The 19,194-nt window shown below is 44.2% G+C and carries 15 protein-coding genes and 2 pseudogenes; 10 read left to right on the top strand and 7 right to left on the bottom strand.

Features of this window, described 5'->3' with window-relative positions:
* Nucleotides 1-274: 274 nt before the first annotated feature.
* The 4 genes from vsple_RS21720 (at nucleotide 275) to vsple_RS21705 (ending at nucleotide 7,006) form a co-directional block, all read left to right on the top strand.
* Nucleotides 275-1,516 carry a carbohydrate porin gene (locus vsple_RS21720; RefSeq protein ID WP_261884163.1) on the top strand — a complete coding sequence of 414 codons (1,242 nt, stop codon included), beginning with the start codon at nucleotides 275-277 and terminating at the stop codon, nucleotides 1,514-1,516.
* Between the two features lie 69 nt (nucleotides 1,517-1,585).
* Nucleotides 1,586-2,455, top strand: coding sequence for a MalM family protein (locus vsple_RS21715; RefSeq protein WP_261884162.1), 870 nt, complete (start codon nucleotides 1,586-1,588; stop codon nucleotides 2,453-2,455).
* 103 nt (nucleotides 2,456-2,558) lie between these two features.
* Nucleotides 2,559-5,651: a beta-galactosidase gene (locus tag vsple_RS21710; protein ID WP_261884161.1), complete on the top strand. Its 3,093-nt coding sequence runs from the start codon at nucleotides 2,559-2,561 to the stop codon at nucleotides 5,649-5,651.
* A 161-nt stretch (nucleotides 5,652-5,812) separates the two neighbouring features.
* Nucleotides 5,813-7,006, top strand: a complete 1,194-nt coding sequence (locus tag vsple_RS21705; protein ID WP_261884160.1) for an ISL3 family transposase — start codon at nucleotides 5,813-5,815, stop codon at nucleotides 7,004-7,006.
* 60 nt (nucleotides 7,007-7,066) lie between these two features.
* Here the strand turns inward: vsple_RS21705 and vsple_RS21700 are convergent, their stop codons facing one another.
* Nucleotides 7,067-7,609 (bottom strand): hydrolase, encoded by a 543-nt coding sequence (locus vsple_RS21700; protein WP_261884159.1) that lies wholly within the window; start codon nucleotides 7,607-7,609, stop codon nucleotides 7,067-7,069.
* 175 nt (nucleotides 7,610-7,784) lie between these two features.
* On the opposite strand from vsple_RS21700, the pseudogene vsple_RS22065 reads away from it, so the two are divergent.
* Nucleotides 7,785-7,910, top strand: a pseudogene (locus vsple_RS22065) (IS4 family transposase); the annotation flags it as partial.
* Here the strand turns inward: vsple_RS22065 and vsple_RS21690 are convergent.
* Nucleotides 7,888-9,549, bottom strand: coding sequence for a sensor domain-containing diguanylate cyclase (locus vsple_RS21690; protein WP_420833826.1), 1,662 nt, complete (start codon nucleotides 9,547-9,549; stop codon nucleotides 7,888-7,890). The pseudogene vsple_RS22065 and the gene vsple_RS21690 sit on opposite strands and share 23 nt — an antisense overlap.
* A 151-nt stretch (nucleotides 9,550-9,700) precedes the next feature.
* Here vsple_RS21690 and vsple_RS21685 point away from each other — a divergent pair.
* Nucleotides 9,701-9,832: pseudogene (locus vsple_RS21685) on the top strand (IS4 family transposase); the annotation flags it as partial.
* A gap of 212 nt (nucleotides 9,833-10,044) precedes the next feature.
* Nucleotides 10,045-11,589, top strand: a complete 1,545-nt coding sequence (locus tag vsple_RS21680; protein ID WP_261884158.1) for an inorganic diphosphatase — start codon at nucleotides 10,045-10,047, stop codon at nucleotides 11,587-11,589.
* 176 nt (nucleotides 11,590-11,765) lie between these two features.
* Here the strand turns inward: vsple_RS21680 and vsple_RS21675 are convergent, their stop codons facing one another.
* From vsple_RS21675 to vsple_RS21665, 3 genes are all read right to left on the bottom strand, one after another.
* Nucleotides 11,766-12,149 carry a VOC family protein gene (locus vsple_RS21675; RefSeq protein WP_261884157.1) on the bottom strand — a complete coding sequence of 128 codons (384 nt, stop codon included), beginning with the start codon at nucleotides 12,147-12,149 and terminating at the stop codon, nucleotides 11,766-11,768.
* Nucleotides 12,150-12,179: 30 nt separating this feature from the next.
* The gene (locus vsple_RS21670; protein ID WP_261884156.1) at nucleotides 12,180-12,779 is read right to left on the bottom strand and encodes a LysE family translocator; all 600 of its coding nucleotides are present in this window, start codon (nucleotides 12,777-12,779) and stop codon (nucleotides 12,180-12,182) included.
* Between the two features lie 85 nt (nucleotides 12,780-12,864).
* Nucleotides 12,865-13,791, bottom strand: a complete 927-nt coding sequence (locus vsple_RS21665) for a LysR substrate-binding domain-containing protein (protein WP_261884155.1) — start codon at nucleotides 13,789-13,791, stop codon at nucleotides 12,865-12,867.
* 154 nt (nucleotides 13,792-13,945) lie between these two features.
* Between vsple_RS21665 and vsple_RS21660 the strand changes: the two genes are divergently transcribed.
* Nucleotides 13,946-14,749, top strand: coding sequence for an alpha/beta fold hydrolase (locus tag vsple_RS21660; protein WP_261884154.1), 804 nt, complete (start codon nucleotides 13,946-13,948; stop codon nucleotides 14,747-14,749).
* Here vsple_RS21660 and vsple_RS21655 read toward each other — a convergent pair.
* Nucleotides 14,733-15,512 (bottom strand): AraC family transcriptional regulator, encoded by a 780-nt coding sequence (locus tag vsple_RS21655; protein WP_261884153.1) that lies wholly within the window; start codon nucleotides 15,510-15,512, stop codon nucleotides 14,733-14,735. The genes vsple_RS21660 and vsple_RS21655 overlap by 17 nt on opposite strands.
* Before the next feature lie 108 nt (nucleotides 15,513-15,620).
* Here vsple_RS21655 and vsple_RS21650 point away from each other — a divergent pair, with 108 nt between their 5' ends.
* A complete protein-coding gene (locus tag vsple_RS21650) occupies nucleotides 15,621-16,562 on the top strand; it encodes a DMT family transporter (RefSeq protein WP_261884152.1) in 942 nt (313 codons plus the stop codon).
* 156 nt (nucleotides 16,563-16,718) lie between these two features.
* Here vsple_RS21650 and vsple_RS21645 read toward each other — a convergent pair whose 3' ends face one another.
* On the bottom strand, nucleotides 16,719-17,627 hold the full coding sequence (locus vsple_RS21645; RefSeq protein ID WP_261884151.1) for a LysR substrate-binding domain-containing protein: 909 nt from the start codon (nucleotides 17,625-17,627) through the stop codon (nucleotides 16,719-16,721).
* 124 nt (nucleotides 17,628-17,751) lie between these two features.
* Here vsple_RS21645 and vsple_RS21640 point away from each other — a divergent pair, with 124 nt between their 5' ends.
* On the top strand, nucleotides 17,752-19,158 hold the full coding sequence (locus tag vsple_RS21640; protein ID WP_261884150.1) for a glycoside hydrolase family 1 protein: 1,407 nt from the start codon (nucleotides 17,752-17,754) through the stop codon (nucleotides 19,156-19,158).
* The last annotated feature ends 36 nt before the right edge of the window (nucleotides 19,159-19,194 follow it).

The following is a 19,194-nucleotide window of genomic DNA, read 5'->3' as shown; positions in this document are numbered from 1 at the left end:
AACCACTTAAATTCAGCACTTCTTTATTATCTCTAGTAAAGTCCGACACAACACCGAGATAACGATTCAACAAAAACATCAAAAAGCACTCCCCAAAAACATCAAAAACCAATAAAAACGCGATAGATATCACATTAAATATCCAAAAAACCATCAATCGTCAAAAATGCCAACCCCATCATGAAAACGTTTCCAGAGTTTATTTACACTGCGCAGCGAGTTAGGACTCAAAACAATAAAAAATAAATCCATATAAATAGAATGGAGACACTTCATGAAACAAAAGACGCTTGTAAGAGCGCTAGGGCTAACCCTCGCCCTTGTTCCGCTTGCTAGTATGGCCGCAGTGGAGAACATCACATACTTTGGCTATGCCAAGTGGGGCAACATTTACACCGATAACGACGAACACAATTCAGGCAAAGGCGAACGCAACGATGTAATTCGAGCGAGCCAAGGCTACGGCAACTACCGTTTAGGTAACGAGCTGAACTGGTGGGAAGCGGGCCTCAAAGCCGACGTTTGGCAACAAGGTGAAGCGTACTTTGATACCACGCTTTACCTAGGAAGTGGCGAGAGCTGGGGTGACGTTAGCTTGATTCAGATGTGGTCTGCAGGTCACGGCCTGATTGACGGACAAGCCGATGCCACTGTGTGGGCGGGCGAGCGTTTTTACCGCCGTCATGAAGTTCACATGATTGACATCAAATACTGGGACACATCGAGCACAGGTATCGGTGTTGAAAACTGGGATCTTGGTTTTGCTAAAGGTCACATCGCATGGATGGCTCCAAATTCTAGCGCAGATGGCCGCAGCTTACACAATATCGACGCACGTTTGAGCGACATTGAACTAAGCGACAGTGCAGATCTTACGGTCGGTTTGAACTACGTGTTCACGCAAAATTCCAGCTATGACGAGAGTGACATCACCACTTCTGGCGCGATGTTATCGACACTCTACCGCCAAGCTTGGGATTACGGCTCAAACACATTCGCTTTCCAATACGGTACTGATGCGCTTGCGGGCGGTTTGATGAGTGCAGAAGGTGGCTCCAACCGTAAATACAGCACAGGTGTTGAGCATGATGGTTACAGCTGGCGTATTTTCAATTCAGGTGACCTAAACGTAAGTGAAGACTTCCAAGTAATGTACTCCATCGCCTACCAAGATAAAAATCTCGACAACGACGAAGGTGAGAAGTGGTTCAGCGTGGGCGCTCGCCCTCAATACAGTTGGACAGAATACATGGCAACCGCACTTGAAGTTGGCTACGAATCAGTAGAAGCACAAAATGGTGCTGGCACCAATGACATGTACAAAGTGACAGTGTCGCAAATGTTCCAAGCAGGCAAAGGCGTTTGGGCTCGTCCATCACTCCGTTTATTCGCGACTTACTCAGAGAAAACCGATGAGTGGGGACGCGGCAATGATGTCTACGGCCAAGCACAAAGCATCGCCAAGCAAAATATTGATGAGATCACTTTCGGCTTTAACGTCGAAACGTGGTGGTAATCCAAACCCGCTACTATTTATGAACCCAAAGGGGTGAGTAATACACTCACCCCACAAAGGACAACGCAGATGAAACTAAAACCGCTAGCAACTCTATTCATGGCTCTGTCTCTTGGCGCGTGCAGTGGATTACCAGAGCAAACTTTCAATACCGATTTGAGCCAACCACAATGTTGCTCAACGTTAGATGCTTTGCCTCTGACCGCTCTACCGATTCCTTTCCACCAGCAGGTGGTTATGGATGCAAATCTACCAAGCTTGAGCAATGCGGTTTTACTTTTTTCAGATTCTTCTAAACCACTCCCAGTGATGAGCTATCAAATCACTTCTGACTCGCCATTCTCGCTGCTTGTACGCTCTTATGTCGATAACCAAGCCTTATTTGCTGCGAGCGTCTTAGTTTATAACGAAAACTGGCAGCTTGTTTCTCGTTACTCGGCACAGGATTTCGAGTACCACCCAACCGGCATGCGCGGTTTAGAACGTATCGAGAAAGTCATCACGATCAACCCGCAGCTAAACGGTGCTCAATACATAGTCCTTGCTTCCGACTCATCAATGCTTGGACAAAAGCTCGCACGACAGCACCCAGAACAGGTGTATACGGAATCTCAGAACATTATCGGCAGTAAACAGCTTCCTTTAGTCGCGGAATACCAAGCATTTGGTGTCGTCGAGGTGACCACCAGCGCGTCAAACAACAGTGCCGTTCTCACACTGCTGACAGAACTAGGCACCCAAACCAAGCAGAAACAGAACTCTCAAATGACACCATCCGCCTCTCCAGAAGCGCTGGATGAGTGGGAAGTGTTTCAATCTCAAATCGATAAAGCACTCGAAAACAACGATGTACAGCAAGCCGCTGCGCTAGCCAACCAAGCATCACAACAAGGCTATACCCAAGCCAAAGATTATCTCGTAGAGCAACTAGCGAAATAACGATTCGTCGCTCTCCGACTCGTTCGCAACGCAATTCACTTTATTACGCTGCGAAATGATTGCGAAAACAAATTAGTAACAAAGAAATTTAAATAGGAACATCATGACAGCATTCTCAGATATTATTCAAAGACGTGATTGGAAAAACCCACAATCGGTCAATATCAATAACCTTAAGGCGCACAGCCCACTTGCAAGCTTTCGTGATGAAGAAGATGCTCGTGACAATGTTAATGCCCAGCGTCAATCGCTGAACGGCCAATGGAAATTCAAACTGTTTGATGCGCCAGAGCAAGTTGACGGCGAGTTCATCGAGTCACAATTCAATGACATAGACTGGGATGAGATTACTGTCCCTTCAAACTGGCAAATGCAAGGTTACGACAAGCCTATCTACGCCAACGTGAAATACCCATTCGAAGTAAACCCGCCGTTTGTGCCGAGTGATAACCCAACGGGTTGCTACCGTACTAGCGTGTCACTTTCAGCAGAAGATTTAGACAATACGCAACGCATTATCTTTGATGGCGTGAACTCGGCTTTCCACCTTTGGTGTAACGGCACTTGGGTTGGTTACAGCCAAGATAGCCGCCTGCCTTCTGAATTCGACCTAACGCCTTACCTTGTTGCGGGTGAAAACAGCCTAGCCGTCATGGTGATTCGTTGGAGTGATGGAAGCTACCTAGAAGACCAAGATATGTGGTGGCTAAGTGGTATCTTCCGCGACGTCACTTTGCTGTCTAAACCACAACACTGCATTGAAGACGTGTTCATCACACCGGATTTAGACGCGTGTTACCGCGATGGTTCACTGTCGGTTGTGACTTCGATTTCTGCGCCGGACACCTACCAAGTTCAAGTGCAGCTGTTTGATGGCGAACAAGCCGTGACAGAGCCACGCATCGACCGTCCGCACAACCGCCGCATTGACGAACGTGGTACGTGGGACGACGTGGTATTCCAAACATTGCACGTACGCGAGCCAAAGAAATGGACGGCGGAAACACCGAACCTTTACCGCTTAGTCGTTTCATTGTTGGATGAAAATGGCACGCACTTAGAAAGCGAAGCGTACCCTGTGGGCTTCCGTAAAGTCGAAATCACCGATGGCCAATTGAAGCTAAACGGTAAGCCTTTGCTGATCCGCGGCGTGAACCGTCACGAACATCACCCAGAGCTTGGTCATGTGATGACGGAAGAAGACATGATCCGTGACATCTGCTTGATGAAGCAATACAACTTCAATGCGGTACGTACAGCGCACTACCCGAACCACCCTCGTTGGTACGAACTATGTGACCAATACGGCTTGTACGTGTGCGATGAAGCGAACATCGAAACCCATGGCATGCAACCAATGAACCGCCTATCGAGCGATCCACAATGGGCGCACGCTTACATGAGCCGCTACACCCAAATGGTGATGCGCGATAAGAACCACCCTTCGATCATCATTTGGTCTTTAGGTAACGAATCCGGTCACGGCAGCAACCACAATGCGATGTACGCTTGGTCTAAAAACTACGATCCTTCTCGCCCAGTACAGTACGAAGGTGGTGGTTCAAACACCACGGCAACCGACATCATTGCACCGATGTACGCGCGTGTGAATACGGTCATCGAAGACGAAGCTGTGCCTAAATGGGCAATCAAGAAATGGGTGTCGTTACCTAACGAAACTCGTCCTTTGATTTTGTGTGAATACGCACACGCGATGGGCAACAGTCTGGGCAGCTTTAATGACTACTGGGATGCGTTCCGCGATTACCCTCGCCTACAAGGCGGCTTTATTTGGGATTGGGTCGATCAAGGCTTGAGCCAATGGGATGAAAACGGCCAACACTTCTGGGCTTACGGCGGCGACTTTGGCGATGAAATCAATGACCGTCAGTTCTGCATCAACGGTTTGATCTTCCCTGATCGCACGGTTCATCCAACGTTGGAAGAAGCAAAATACTGCCAACGCATGATCACTGTGTCACTGCAAGAGCAAACCCAAGACGCATGTACACTGTTAGTGACTAACGAGAACTTGTTCCGCGCAACCGATAATGAGCAATTGAACTGGTCTTTGTTGGAAGATGGCAAAGTTATCCAAACGGGTTCTTTGGCGCTTAATGTAGAAGCCGACAGCCAAGCAAGCATTGAGATTGCCCTTAACTTCAAGCCAAAAGCGGAAGCGCAATATCACTTAAATACCGACATTACTCTGATTGCTGCAACACCTTGGGCAGACGCAGAGCACGTCGTTGCTTCTGAGCAAATGTCACTACGCAATACAGTAGGCCTTGCTCTGCCAGCATTGGAAACGCAACCGGCGCCAATGCTAACGCAGCAAGACAATGCCATTTTGGTGTCTAGCTTGGATGAAAAACATCAATGGCGTTGGGATAGCGAAACTGGCTTGATGACAGATTGGCGTGTCGATGGTGAAGCACAAATGCTTGCGGCACCACAAGATAATTTCTTCCGTGCTCCACTGGATAACGACATCGGCGTGAGCGAAATCGACAACGTCGACCCAAATGCTTGGATGTGTCGTTGGGACATGGCGGGTATCGGCCAGTGGGAGCGCCAATGTGTCGCTTGCCACAGTGAAACTATGGCACATGCGGTGAAAGTGACTTCGACGTTCGCTTACCACTTTAATGGTGTAATACAAGCGATCACGACGTGGACGCACACCCTGAGCAATAACGGCGAGATGATATTGACTGTAGATGTGAAGCTAGCTGATGATTTGCCACCAATGCCACGTATCGGTTTGGAACTTGAACTACCATTGAACGAGCAAAAAGCGCCGATCACATGGCAAGGCTTAGGTCCGTTTGAAAACTACCCAGACCGTTTGGCAGCGGCGCGCTTCGGCCAGCACACACAAACGCTTGAGCAAATGCACACGCCATACATTTTCCCAACCGATAACGGTCTGCGTTGTGGTACGCAATGGTTGAAGGTGAATGAGTTAGAAATCTCGGGTGACTTCCAGTTCAGTGTGAGTCAGTACGCTCAGCAACACTTAGCAGCAGCGAAACACACCAATGATTTGGTCGCGGAACAGAAGATTTACATGCGCTTAGATCATAAACACATGGGTGTGGGCGGTGATGACTCTTGGAGCCCAAGTGTGCACAAGGAATTCCAGTTAACGGACAATCAATACGCTTACAAGGTGACGTTTAAACCCGCTCAGTAATCGATAGATAACCTAAACACACGCCAATGTCGCTCAATCCCCAAGTTCCGGCTTGGGGAATTTTTAGGTTCATCGCGGATTAGCGGGAACTTAAAACAAAAACGGTAGTAAGTGATATGGTTTAGTCGCCAAACAAAAATCATACACAAACTACCGTTTCCATGCCGAATCATACTTTCCTATCTTCATTCTGGGAAGGCTTTCAAATAGTAAAGTCTCACCAGACAGCAACACTTATTACCCTTACTCTTAAACCTAACTCTGAAGCTAAATGCCTCTGTGGTCTTGAAGACGAAGCTATCCATGAGTATCAATGGCGTCATGTAAAGGATGCCATGTTACTCGGTGTTCCAGTTGAACTTTCCGTTCAAACTCGAAGGATTAAGTGTCGCGACTGCGGCATAAAAACAGAGTCTCTATCTTGGTTAGAGCCTTATGCTCGCATAACGAAGCGCCTAAAAAGTTATATAGAACAACTATTACCTCTTCTCCCTATTAAGCATATCTCCCAGTTAACGAGCGTTCATTGGCACACAATTAAAGAGATAGATAAACACCGGCTTAGACAAGTTGTACCGTCAATAAAATGGGAAGACCTAAGGCAACTCGTCATGGACGAGTTCGCCATCTTTAAAGGACATCGATATGCCACGGTCATCGCTGATGCTAAGACTCACCAAGTCATTTGGATAGGATTAGGTCGTAGCCGCAAAGACATACGACCGTTCTTCGAGCAATTAGGCGAGCATGGGATAAATATCGAAGCCGTCGCGATGGACATGAATACGGCTTTCGATCTTGAAGTTCAAGCGCACTGTCCGAACGCAAAAATCGTTTACGACTTATTCCATGTTGTCGCTAAGTTCGGTCGCGAGGTGATGGATAGAGTTAGAGTCGACCAAGCCAACAAACTTAAGCAAGACAAAAAAGCGAGGCAATGGGTGAAGCGTTCACGCTGGGTACTGCTGAAAAATAGAGGCAACTTAAATACACGCCAAGAAAGCTATCTTACTGAAATATTGAATATCAATAAGGACTTAATGACCACTTATATACTCGGAGCACAACTCAAAGAGCTTTGGTATTGTGAATCAGAAGGGCACGCTAAGGGGCTCTGGGACGCGTGGTGGGAACAAGTGCAAGAGAGTGGGATTAAGCCATTAAAAGAGTTCGCTCGAAAACTCAGACCATATCTTCACGGGGTTATCGCATCGGCAAGTTATCCGTTAAATACTTGCACGCTTGAAGGGATAAACAACAAGATAAAGCTAATCAAGCGAATGGGATATGGTTATCGAGATACTGACTACTTCTTCTTGAAGATAAAAGCGGCTTTCCCCGGAAAGCCGCGATGAACCAATTTTTATCGTTTTGTAAAAGGGAGAACAGAAAAACGCCCCGTTGCAGCATAGGCGCTATTTGATGAGGGAAAGGATCTCTTTGAACTCTGGAGCACGGCAATCTTCGACCATTTCATACAAGCACATCTCAACGCCCGTCAACCCCACCCCATTAGCAGTGAGCTTAGCAAGCGCCAACGCTTTGTTTGCCGCCGTTCTTGAAGCGGTACAGTCTGTAACAAGCTCGACTCGATACCCCATTTTACGCAGAGATAACGCGGTTTGATAAACGCAGATATGCGCTTCAATCCCACAGATTAACCATGTATCGACTTTAGTGTTTTCCACCGCCAGTTTAAATGTCGCTTCTTTGCAGCCATCAAAAGTGTATTTAGCGATCGCTAAATGATCTTTTGCTAGCACTTCGCGAATCGGTTCAACGGTTGGACCTAAACGTTCTGGGTTTTGCTCTAGCCATACAATGGGTAAGTTCAGCGCTTTGGCACCTTTAACTAACTTCGTCGTATTTTCAATATTAGCGTCGCTTTCATGCATCAAACTCGCGAGCTTTCCTTGCACATCAACAACAATCAACGCTGTGGTCTTTTTGGATAACATTTTCACCTCGTATGATTTAATTACCCTACAACAATGTCGACTTTACATATAGACGCAAGTTCAACGTCAACCTCTAATGATCTAACATATTAGCCCTCGCCGCGATTAAAACGCTTTTGACTAGGCGTCCCCACCCGAACAAAATTCAACCACGAAAGGTCAACACGCCCTAGCAAATTGTCATCACCCGTCACCTAAAATCTACTCAGCGTCGGCAAAGGAACCATGGGTTCTGGCAACTAACTTACCTGTTGAAATTCGAACACCAAAACAACTTGTTAGTATCTATTCAAAGCGAATGTAGATTGAGAGGCCCCAACGTGTTCTTCTGTTTCCACGCACTGTCTTCCAGAATTTTTGGCGAGATAGAGTGCTTTATCCGCTCGTGCAACTAGGTCTGCAAGTAATTCATTGGGTTTGTAGGACGCTACACCAGCACTAAATGTTACGTTTGGAACCGGAGAAAAATCCACTTTAGTTATATCGTCTAGCAACTGAGATGCGAACTCCTTCGCATCCTCTAGCTCTCCTTCAACGACGACAATGACAAACTCTTCGCCTCCCCAGCGTGCGACTAGATTTTCTTTTCGAGAATTCGATTGAAGAAATTGAGCAAACCTAATAAGCACTGAATCACCAATATCATGACCATATGTGTCGTTAACTGTCTTAAAGTGGTCGATATCCAAAATGACAAGAGACATAGCTAATTGATGACGGATAACTCTAGAAATTTCCTTTTCAGTAGCCTCGATGAGTGCACGACGATTAAATAGTTTGGTCATTGGATCGTGCATAGCTAACCAGGTCAATTCTTCTGTTCTTTTAGAAACTGCTTTCTCCAAATTAGCATTTTGTTGACTAATTTCAGTGATAACCGTTTTAAATGCATCAGAAAGCTGGCCTATTTCATCAGTAGAACGAATACCTACAAAGTTGTGATAGCCCCCCCCTAAAGCATCATTAACTTTTTTGGTCAGCTCACTGATTGGTCGGGTCACAGCATGGCATAGATATACTATTGCTGGCATAAAAACGGACACCACGATAAACAGTGTGATAGCAATATTTTCTATCACTTGCTCTATATTTAGAACAAGGTCAGATTCGTTTCCCGTCACAAAAACGGTCCAATTAGGCACTACATTTAACCGTGAAAAAGTTAGGTGTTTTTTCTCATTAGATGCTGTTTCATAGTAATAGCCATAACCTGTACTAGCTTGTTTTGTTTTCTCGATAATGTCTACAAGCCCCAGATAATCGAGCTTTTCAGTATCATAAAGATTGACTGTCATAACTTTAGAGAAGTCTGGGTGAGCGATAATCCCACCATTAATATCAGATATCCACGCATAACGATTGTTACCTATGCTCACGGTTGAAAGCCTTTCAGTCAAATACCGTAAAGAGATAGATACCGCAATTATGCCTTTCCATTGCAGATTTGAGTCATGTATTGGCACACCAAGGACGACTACGGGCATGTTGACCACGCCACCATGAAGGGGAGGAGAGACATGATAGTTAGCATTTTGCCATCGAATGTCTTGGATAATGTTCGGGCGGGTAATTTTTAGCTCCGTTCCCTTATAGTCTATTCGATTCCATTGATCATCAATATAGAGTGTATTGACCACTGAGTTTTTAGAGTTTTTTTTCAGCCAAATCAGTTCACTAACGATAGAGTCTAAATGGCCTTGTTGAAACGCTTGACGCTTACTTAACAACTGCATGAGCGCCACGTGTCGAAAGAGTTCTTGGTTTATGACATCAGAATACAGGGTTGAAATTCGATTGGAATATTTTATGGCATTATCTATCAGGCGTTGCCGCTCTGTAATGTAAAAAGCAAAAAACAGAAGTATGACGAAAAAAACGGTGAGAACCGAGTATGTGATTACAAACTTAGTTCTAATTCTAGTCCCCCCCCACCTAGCCATAATCCAATACCCCCGAAGGTTTGATTTTACCTAAAGTCTAGCTTCAAATTAGGATTTAAAAAGAGAAATGGCCCCCGATTTTCGGACATAACTTTAAGTGATTAGCCTGTTTTGATAGTGCCCTGAAATACTGGAGCAGGTTATGACTATAATTCGAATACCCAATCATCTTATCAGGGTCTGTTCGAAACGAATGCAGATTGAAGAAATATCCCGAGACTTGAAAAGCCCTGCCTACGGTCTAGGCCTACTCCATAGCCGAACTAGCAGCTCAGAGCGCTTTGGAGAAATTACGAGGGGAAACCTCAATACTTAACCCTTTGCCATAGTCGAACATAAATCAACCACATACTTTAAATTCTTGTGTTCTTTTACTACAGGCAAGAAAAGCGAGCACGAACGACTGCAATATCTTCTTTATCAAAGTGAAATCTTAATGTCACGATTGCACACTAACTTAGCGCATATATTTTTATTCCACATATAGAAGGACTTATGACTAAAATTGGGATTCTTGCCACCATTGGCGCTCTGGCTATTTCTGCTTTACCCACTCATGCAAGCAATGTCTCGGAAGGCGATGTAATTAACCTTGGTCTCCATGAGTTAAAACCAACTCAACCATCCGTAGGTTATGACCAAATTATGTACAAGTTGGGTCGCTACCAATTTGACCAAGAAAAAATGTTTGATGAAATTTGTGAAGCCAATGGTCAAAAAGGCGTAGTGAGCATCAAAGACCAAGCACATCCAAATATTCCTTCGACCTTCACCTGTGAAATGGAAATAGGTTCACGTAAACAAGACATGAAGACAGTAGTCATCGCACCCAACGATGAATACTACCTGACTGACGGACACCATACATTCAATGTGTTCTATCGCATGTCGCAAGGTGGGCCATCATTCAATGTCAATGTGGTGGTTGATAAAGATTACCGCAACCTAAAAAACATGGATGCATTCTGGAACCAAATGGTTAAAGATGGCAATACATGGCTGTTTAATCACAACGGTGAAGCGATTAGCTACCAACAACTCCCAACCTCTCTTGGGTTAACCAACTTCGCCAACGATCAATACCGCTCACTGATGTACTTTTCTCGAGGTGTGGGCTGGGACAAGCCGAATGACCCCGTCCCGTTCTTAGAATTCTACTGGTCTAAAGAAGTACGTAAAGCAATTGATGCAGCAAACTTCGATCTAAATTCGACTGAAGGTTACGCAAAGGCTGTCAATGCAGTCAGCAACCATATCCTATCTATGGATACCAACAACGTTGGTGGTTCAAAGCTTTCAGTTAAGCAGATGGGGCAGTTTAGCGAATACAATCAAAAAGGCTTCGATAAACTTTTCAAAGAGCGCGGTAAGGTTGATTACATGCTGCGTTATAAAACAACGTCTACCGCCAATGGTTTAAGCTATGACTTAGCAGCAGTTTCAGCTCCTGTACTCAAACAATTGGACCAATTCACACTCGAATCAAACTCAAGCTTTAATGATTACCCAGCCGCTTCTGTTGATGGCATTGTCAATGCAATTGTAGAGATCCCAACAGGCACCTCTGCCAAGTGGGAACTCAGCAAAGACAATGACAAGCAAGTGATTTGGGAGCACAAGAAAGGTGCACCACGCGTGGTTAACTACCTTGGCTACCCAGGTAACTATGGCTCTATCCCACGTACTGCTCTACCTAAAGAGTTTGGTGGCGATGGCGACCCGTTGGATGTGATTGTACTTGGTCAGTCTGTACCACGAGGTGAAGTTGTTCCTATTCGTCTGATCGGTGTAATGAAAATGCTAGATGACGGCGAGCAAGACGACAAACTCGTAGGCGTTCTCACTAACGATTCACCATTTAAAGATGTGACTTCTCTGAACGATCTAAACAGCTCCTATCCAGGCGTTCAGGACATCATTGGTCTATGGTTTGAAAACTACAAAGGTCCAGACGGTGGCATGGAACTGCAAGGCTGGGGCGACGATGTGGAAGCCAACCAGATCCTTGATGCAGCAAAAAAGCACTACGCTCTGAACTAAACGTAGATTTGATTATTGGAATCTGATTTAAGCCCTCACTGCATTGCAATGGGGGCTTTTTAGTGGAGATATGGAAATATAGCGATACCGACTGGGTTGACCAGTTTTGCCCCGTGTTTGAATAAAAAATGGGCTGAAGTCATAGGTTTCTTTCATAACCACTACTGTTCATCGTGTTAAGACTCATAAACGGAACACTCAATCAGATTCCCATCAGGGTCTCGAAAGTAGAAGGAAGTGATCGGTCCCTGCGCTCCAGTACGAGTGATCGGACCTTCTAAAATGTTAACGTTTTGAGCCCGAACATGCTGCATTGCGCTTGCTAAATCCCCTTCAATGATAAAACAGAGATCGGCACTACCTGCTTGTACGTGCCGTGCCTTAGGTTCAAACTCACGGCCTAGCTGATGCAAATTAATCTTTTGCTGACCGTATTCCAAGGCGACTCGCCCTTCTCCGAAGGTGACAGCGTTCATACCCATAACCGATTGAAAAAAAGCAACCGAGGTTGGAATATCGGCCACGGTTAAAACAAAATGATCAAGGTGTTTAATATTCAAGTACCTTTCTCCTTTGAAGTGATGACGTGATTAAATGGATGAACTCCATAACAAATATACGGCCAACAAGACAAACAAAATAGCATTGATCTTATCCAGCCAGTGTCGATGTGCGCCTAGGAAAAGTGTTTTAGCCTTATAGGCGAGTAACGCATAGGTCGAATGCGCACAAATAAATGCCAAGCTAAATATCCCTACCAGCACCGAAAACTGTACAACATAGCTTTCATCTGGCTTGATAAAATGAGGGAAAACAGAAAAGAAGAACAGGATAGCATTCGGGTTACTAAATTGTAGCAAAACACCTTCCCCAAACACTTGTTTCTTCTTGAATGCCGCATTCGTAGAGATCACCTGAGCCTTGCTGCTACCAAACCACAGCCTAAGTCCCAAATAAAATAGGTAAGCGGAACCGCAGTAAGAAACAACTTTAAAAGCCATTGGGGAGGAAACCAACAGCAGCCCCAGACTTGTCGCAGAAAACAAAGCGACAGCGCACACACCCAACGTTAAACCTGATATCCCGACGACCGAACCTTGAAAACCGAAATTAATGGCGTTGGAAATGGATTTTAATGTCCCAGGCCCCGGCATATAGACAACGGCTAATGCAATAGCAGCAAAACTCAAATAGGTATCCAAGAGTGAACTCGCAATAGTTAAAAAAGATGCACTATTGTCTAGCACTCTTAAAATGTTGAAAAATACTATTCAACTAAGAGCTTGATAGGTTTTTCTTATCAGTAATATGTTCTTTCAGCCACTGAACTCCGTAGTCGACCAAAGGGTGACCACGTTCCGGGTCCCACACCAACGCAGCAGTCACGACTGAAATGGCCTCTTTAAGTGGAACGAGTTTGACATTGTTAGGGATCATATTGACGATGCCCATTGGAACTAAAGCTACGCCCTGACCACAGCTCACATAAGCTATCTGAGCTGTCACTGAGCGAACCTCATAAAGAATTCGTGGATTAACATTGTGATTTCGACAAGCGGAAGTTAATAGATCGAAATACGGAGGGTTGACTCGCCTCGACGGCATAACAAGTGCTTCATCTTGCAAACTTCTCAATGAAATACAATCAGCGTTCACCAGTGGATGATCGAGTGGTAATGCGACCCCAAGTTTATCTTCGGTTAATGGTATTGAACTCAACCCCATGCCAATTTCACCGTCAACTCGAACAAATGCCAAATCCAATTCACCAGAGGACAATGATGAAATTGCTTCCGCACTGTCGATTTCATCCACAAAAACAGTGACGTCTGGGTAATGTTGCTTTATGTGCTCTAAAAAGTTTGGTAGCACTTCAAACATAGCAGATGTGATGGCACCAATATGAATAACCCCTGATTGTCCAAGCGCCACCTCCCGAACGACCTTTTCCAAAGATGACATTTGAATAACAAACTTCTGTACATGAGGAAGAATCGCTTTTCCTGACGCACTCAATTTAGTCCCGCGGCGAGAACGTTCAAACAAAGTGAGCTTCAACGACTGCTCAAGTGTTTTGATTTGCTCCGTTAAAGGTGGCTGAGACATTCCTAGCCGCTTTGCTGCGCGACCAAAGTTTTCCTCTTCGGCAACCGCTAAAAAAAGATAAAGTTGTTTTATCAACCTATAATCAATTTTACTCATCAGTAGTCCCTGACTAAACAATAATGAAGTACGTTAAAATGCCTCATTCTATGTTGCTAATTCTATTTTCGTATCACAGAGATACTAATGTTAGAATTTAACTATCAATGAAAAACTGTACATTGGCAACATTAACAACCAATGTGAGTATTGTATGGAGCTATTTTCAAGCCAACGTTTCCCTTTTTTAATCGAAGGTGTACATCTTAGCGTGTCAGCGATAACCCGATCAGGAGAGAACGATCCGATTGTCTTTCTCCATGGTTTTGGTTCAACTAAAGAAGACTACGCTGACATTGTTCATTATGCAGAATTTAACGACCATCCTTTTCTTGCCTACGATGCGCCAGGATGCGGTGAGACTCAATGCAGCGATCCCTCATCCGTTACTATCCCTTTTCTCCTGAAAACAGCTATTGCGGTACTGGATCAGGTAGGGTTCAAACAATTTCATCTCGTAGGGCATTCTATGGGAGGGTTGACCGCATTAATGCTCGCGCATCATTACCCAAACCGTGTGCTCAGCTTCACCGACATTGAAGGAAACATAGCGCCAGAAGATTGTTTTCTGAGCCGGCAAATTATCAATTACCCATCAAGCAGCGCAACAGAATTTTTTGATGAATTTATAACGCGAACTCGCCATGCACCACACTATGCAAGCGCCTTATATTCCGCTAGCTTACGCCATAAAGTTCGAGCCGATGCAGTTAAAGCGATATTCACGTCGATGGTAGAACTATCAGATGATGGTGATCTAATGGCTAAATTTCTGAGCTTGTCATGCCCGAAGATGTTCATGTATGGAGAGCAGAACCAACATCTATCTTACCTATCCCATATTGAGAGGGAAGGTGTAAGACTGGCAGAAATACCTGACTGCGGACATTTCCCTATGTATTCAAACCCTGTCAGTATGTGGCACCATATTGCGCAAAATATTACACGTTCATCTTAAGGTATTCTTTCGGGGTCACACCCATAATTCGTTTAAACATAACGATAAACGCAGATGAACTTGAATACCCCAACTCAAGGGCGATAACTTCAACACTATCGCCCACCTCCAGTCGATTCATCGCTTTCAGTACTTTCAGTTTTTGCTTCCACTCTGTGAGAGACATGCCCAATTCTTTGTTGCTTTTTCTCATGAGAGTACGCTCTGTGATGTAAAAATGGGCCGCCAATGTTTTAAGAGGGATGTCTTGATCAAGATACTTTTCGATATGGTCAAGTACACGTGACAACGTGGCATCATCAGTCGAAGGTAAAAAGCTCTCAATCGAATGAGTTTGCTTAAGTTGATCGTGAATAACCCTAATGAGACGAGTTTGTTCGGCAGAATAAGGAGGCACAGGCAAAAATTGCTTTAAATGTTCAAGCGCTGAACGGATCAATGGTGTGACTTGCAAAGCACATACTTTGTTTGGCAATACGTTCGCGTAATGCGCCTCGATATATAACGAGCAATGAGTGGCCTCATGTTGATTAAAGCCTTGATGTTCAATACCCGGTGGAAGCCAAATCCCATACTGAGAAGGGGCTAAATAGGAGCGGTTTCCTATCTTTACTTCCATAACACCATTGTAAGAATAGACAAACTCCCCCCAAGGGTGACTGTGCTTAGGGTAACTTGAATTAGCCGGGATTTCCGCAACACGAAAGTACATCGGCTCAGGTATACGGTTTTGAAATGGAACTAAGCTGCGATTTTTTTTCATAACCAAAGTGTCACTTTTGCACGGTTACATGTCAGTTTTAAACTATATGTTTTGAATGTGTCATAGGCAATATAAAAATTAACATTAATCATCATAAGACAAACAATTATGCAACAAAGACAACCACTCGATGTCACCGCTTTTTCTCTTATGATCATCTTTTGCATGATCATGGGAGGACAACAAGTCGCGATTAAAGCCGTCAGTGCAGATATGGCCCCTATCGTACAACTTGCTTTGCGCTCATTATTTGCAGCAGTTTTGATCCTAATGTACATGCGCTTTAAAAAAGAACGTTTTGTCTCTAACTCCGGAGCAATAAAATATGGAGTGCTTGCGGGAGCCTTCTTTGCTCTAGAGTTTTTCTTATTGGGCGAGGCACTGACCCGAACGACCGCAGCCCACGCCGTTGTATTTTTATACAGCTCACCGATCTTTACCGCTCTAATTCTTCATCTGTTTGTCCCATCAGAAAGAATGTCGTTGCTTCAATGGATAGGAATTCTGATTGCTTTTAGCGGGATAGGTATCATTTTCTGGGAACCGAGTTCAACGGATGCCTCTGACACTTTCATTGGGGATGTTCTTGCTTTTCTTGCAGCATTGGCATGGTCGCTAACGACAGTGATAGTGCGATGCACTTCTCTTTCTCAAGTACCAGTGAAACAGGTGGTTTTTTATCAGCTCATTGTTGGGTTTGTTTTACTGGCTATAGCATCTACCGTAACGCACCAGTGGCATTTTAATTCAACACCTATGGTGTGGGTTAACTTAATATTTCAATCAGTAGTCGTGTCATTTCTCGCCTTTTTAGTCTGGTTTTGGCTTCTGGGCCGCTATCAAGCCTCACAAATTGGCATCCTTTCCTTTATGACGCCCTTGTTTGGTGTGGTCTTTGGTTACATATTGCTGGGAGAACACCTTGATAAGCAGTTCCTGATAGGCTCAGTTTTCATCCTTTCTGGTATCTTTGTGGTCAATAGTTCAGGTTGGATGTTAAGAGCATTTCGCCGCTTGCAGCAAGCTAAGAATAAAGCTTCAGAGCTCTAGATAACGTTAGAAAAAGCAGCCCAAAGTGAATAGCTCAGTATGAGGCTACAACACATTGGGCTATTTCGTTTTACGATTTCACATTGAATTGGACTTAGTCCAAGAGACAAAAGTGCGAAGCTTAAATGAAGGAAAGTAATGTAAGCCAATATAAAACTATCTATCTTCAGCAAGCTGCTCTCGAATCCAAGATGTAAAAGCTTTAAATTTCTTTCGCTGTTCCATCCCTTTGGGGCAAATAAGTAAATATTTCATGTCGGCACGAACTGAGGGAAACGGAGCAATCAGCTCCCCACTGTCAAGATAGGATTGGATCAAAGCTACTCTCCCCATCCCCATTCCCATATGATTCCTAACTGCAGATATAGCCATTTCGCCATGATTAAAAACACAATAACTTGACGGGGTGTTGATCTTGTTTTTCTGCAACCTGAACCAATGCTGCCATTCAAAATCAAAATTTGCTGAGTCAATAGATTCTGTACAGTGAATTAGCTTCGCATTTGACAAGCAATTGATATCACGATTTATGTTGTTTTTTTCCGCATATAACGGTGTACATACAGGAGTAAGGAACTCTTCCAAAAGGACTTCATTGTACATATCTGGTTGTGAATCTCGGCAATAATATATCGCCAGATCAACGGGTTCATGCTGAAAGTCAAGGTGACTGGCTTTCACTCTGATTTTCAAGTTTAAGTGCGGATACTGGGCTTGGAAATCCGATAGTTTAGGGAGCAGCCATGATTGAGCGAATGTAGGGGCAATACCAATATATAACTCTCCAGAAAGTTCATTGAACGTTATATCATCAATATCTGAAAAAATCGTAGAGAAAGCACCGTTTACGGTTTCATATAGCTGCCTCCCTTCTTCTGTTAGCTCCAGTTTTCTAGTCAACCGAACAAATAACTTAAACCCTAATTGCAGTTCAAGTTGTTTGATTCTCTGACTTACCGCAGCTTGTGTTAAGTGGAGTTCTTCTGCTGCACCAGTAAAGCTCATACATTTGGCCGCAATACCAAAAGTATATAAATTTGAAACCGCATGCTGTTTATGTTCCATCCCCTTCCTTATGCATAATCTCAGCTTATTTATACTATAACCAAATTAGGTTGTAACGCGCAAAACTATCAACTTAAATTAGCTTACCTTATGTTTCTAGATCGTTAACTTTGAGGAGCTACCTATGTCTTTTCGTTTTCCTGAAGGATTTTTATGGGGTGGAGCAACGGCTGCAAACCAAATAGAAGGTGCGCACAATATAGATGGGAAAGGATTATCCACATCAGACATTCAACCATACGGTTCATTTGGTGAGTTAAAACCTCGTCAAGATGGAGATTTTAATATCAAAGATATTGCAATCGATTTTTACCACCGTTACCCACAAGACATTGAATTGTTCTCTGAGCTGGGCTTTACCTGTTTCCGTCTTTCTATCGCTTGGAGTCGGATTTTTCCGAATGGCAATGAATCAATGCCCAACGAACAAGGGTTATCCTACTACGATAAAATCTTTGATGAACTCGAAAAGCACGGTATTACACCCATAGTCACCTTATCTCACTATGAAATGCCGCTGAACTTAGCCCAAAAGTATCACGGCTGGACTAACCGAGAGCTGATCGGCTTCTTTGAAAATTATGCTACGACAGTATTCGCGCGATTTGGGAACCGAGTAAAATATTGGCTGACTTTTAATGAGATCAACGCCACGCTACATGAATCTTTTACTGGGGCTGGTATTCCTCGGGGAAGTGATGCTCAAGCTCTGTATCAGGGAATACATCACCAATTAGTCGCAAGCGCGAAAGCGGTTAAGATCTGTCATGACATGCTACCAGATGCCAAGGTTGGCAACATGATGCTGGGAGCTATCCAGTATGCATTAACCAGTCATCCGGACGATGTCTTTGAAGCCATGCAGCAGAACCGTGAATGGCTATTCTTCGGAGATGTCCAAGGTCGTGGTTACTACCCAAGCTATATGACGCGTAAATTTAAACAAATGGGGGTTGTTCTTGATATTACCGATGAAGATAAAGAGGCATTAAAAGAAACCGTCGATTTTATCTCATTCAGTTATTACATGACTGGCTGTGTCAGCGTTCAGAGCGAGAAATTAGAAATGACAGATGAGAAGGCCTTCAAAATGGGCAGCAACCCTTATCTGGAGTCCACCGACTGGGGATGGCAGGTCGATCCGAAAGGACTACGTACTGTGTTGAATCTACTGTATGACCGCTACCAAAAACCTCTATTCATTGTAGAAAATGGCCTGGGAGCCACCGATACGCCAAACAAAGATGGGCAAATTGAAGACGACTATCGCATTCAGTACCTTAATGATCACTTATATCAAGTTGGAGAAGCTCTACAGGACGGAGTCGATATCATGGGATATACCTGCTGGGGACCGATCGATTTAGTCAGTGCTTCAACCGCTCAAATGTCCAAACGTTATGGCATGATTTACGTCGACCGTGATAACAACGGTAAAGGAACATTAAATCGAACACGGAAAAAAAGTTTTTACTGGTACCAGAAAGTCATTCAATCAAAAGGCGAGACTCTCACACCACCAACAAAGTGATTCGTAGGAAAAAGGCTTCATTGGCGGTAACTAAGT

The sequence above is a fragment of the Vibrio pelagius genome (genome assembly GCF_024347575.1).
Classification (GTDB): Bacteria; Pseudomonadota; Gammaproteobacteria; order Enterobacterales; family Vibrionaceae; genus Vibrio; species Vibrio pelagius.
The sequence above is the reverse complement of the archived record's forward strand: the minus strand, read 5'-3'. Positions and strand labels throughout refer to the sequence as shown.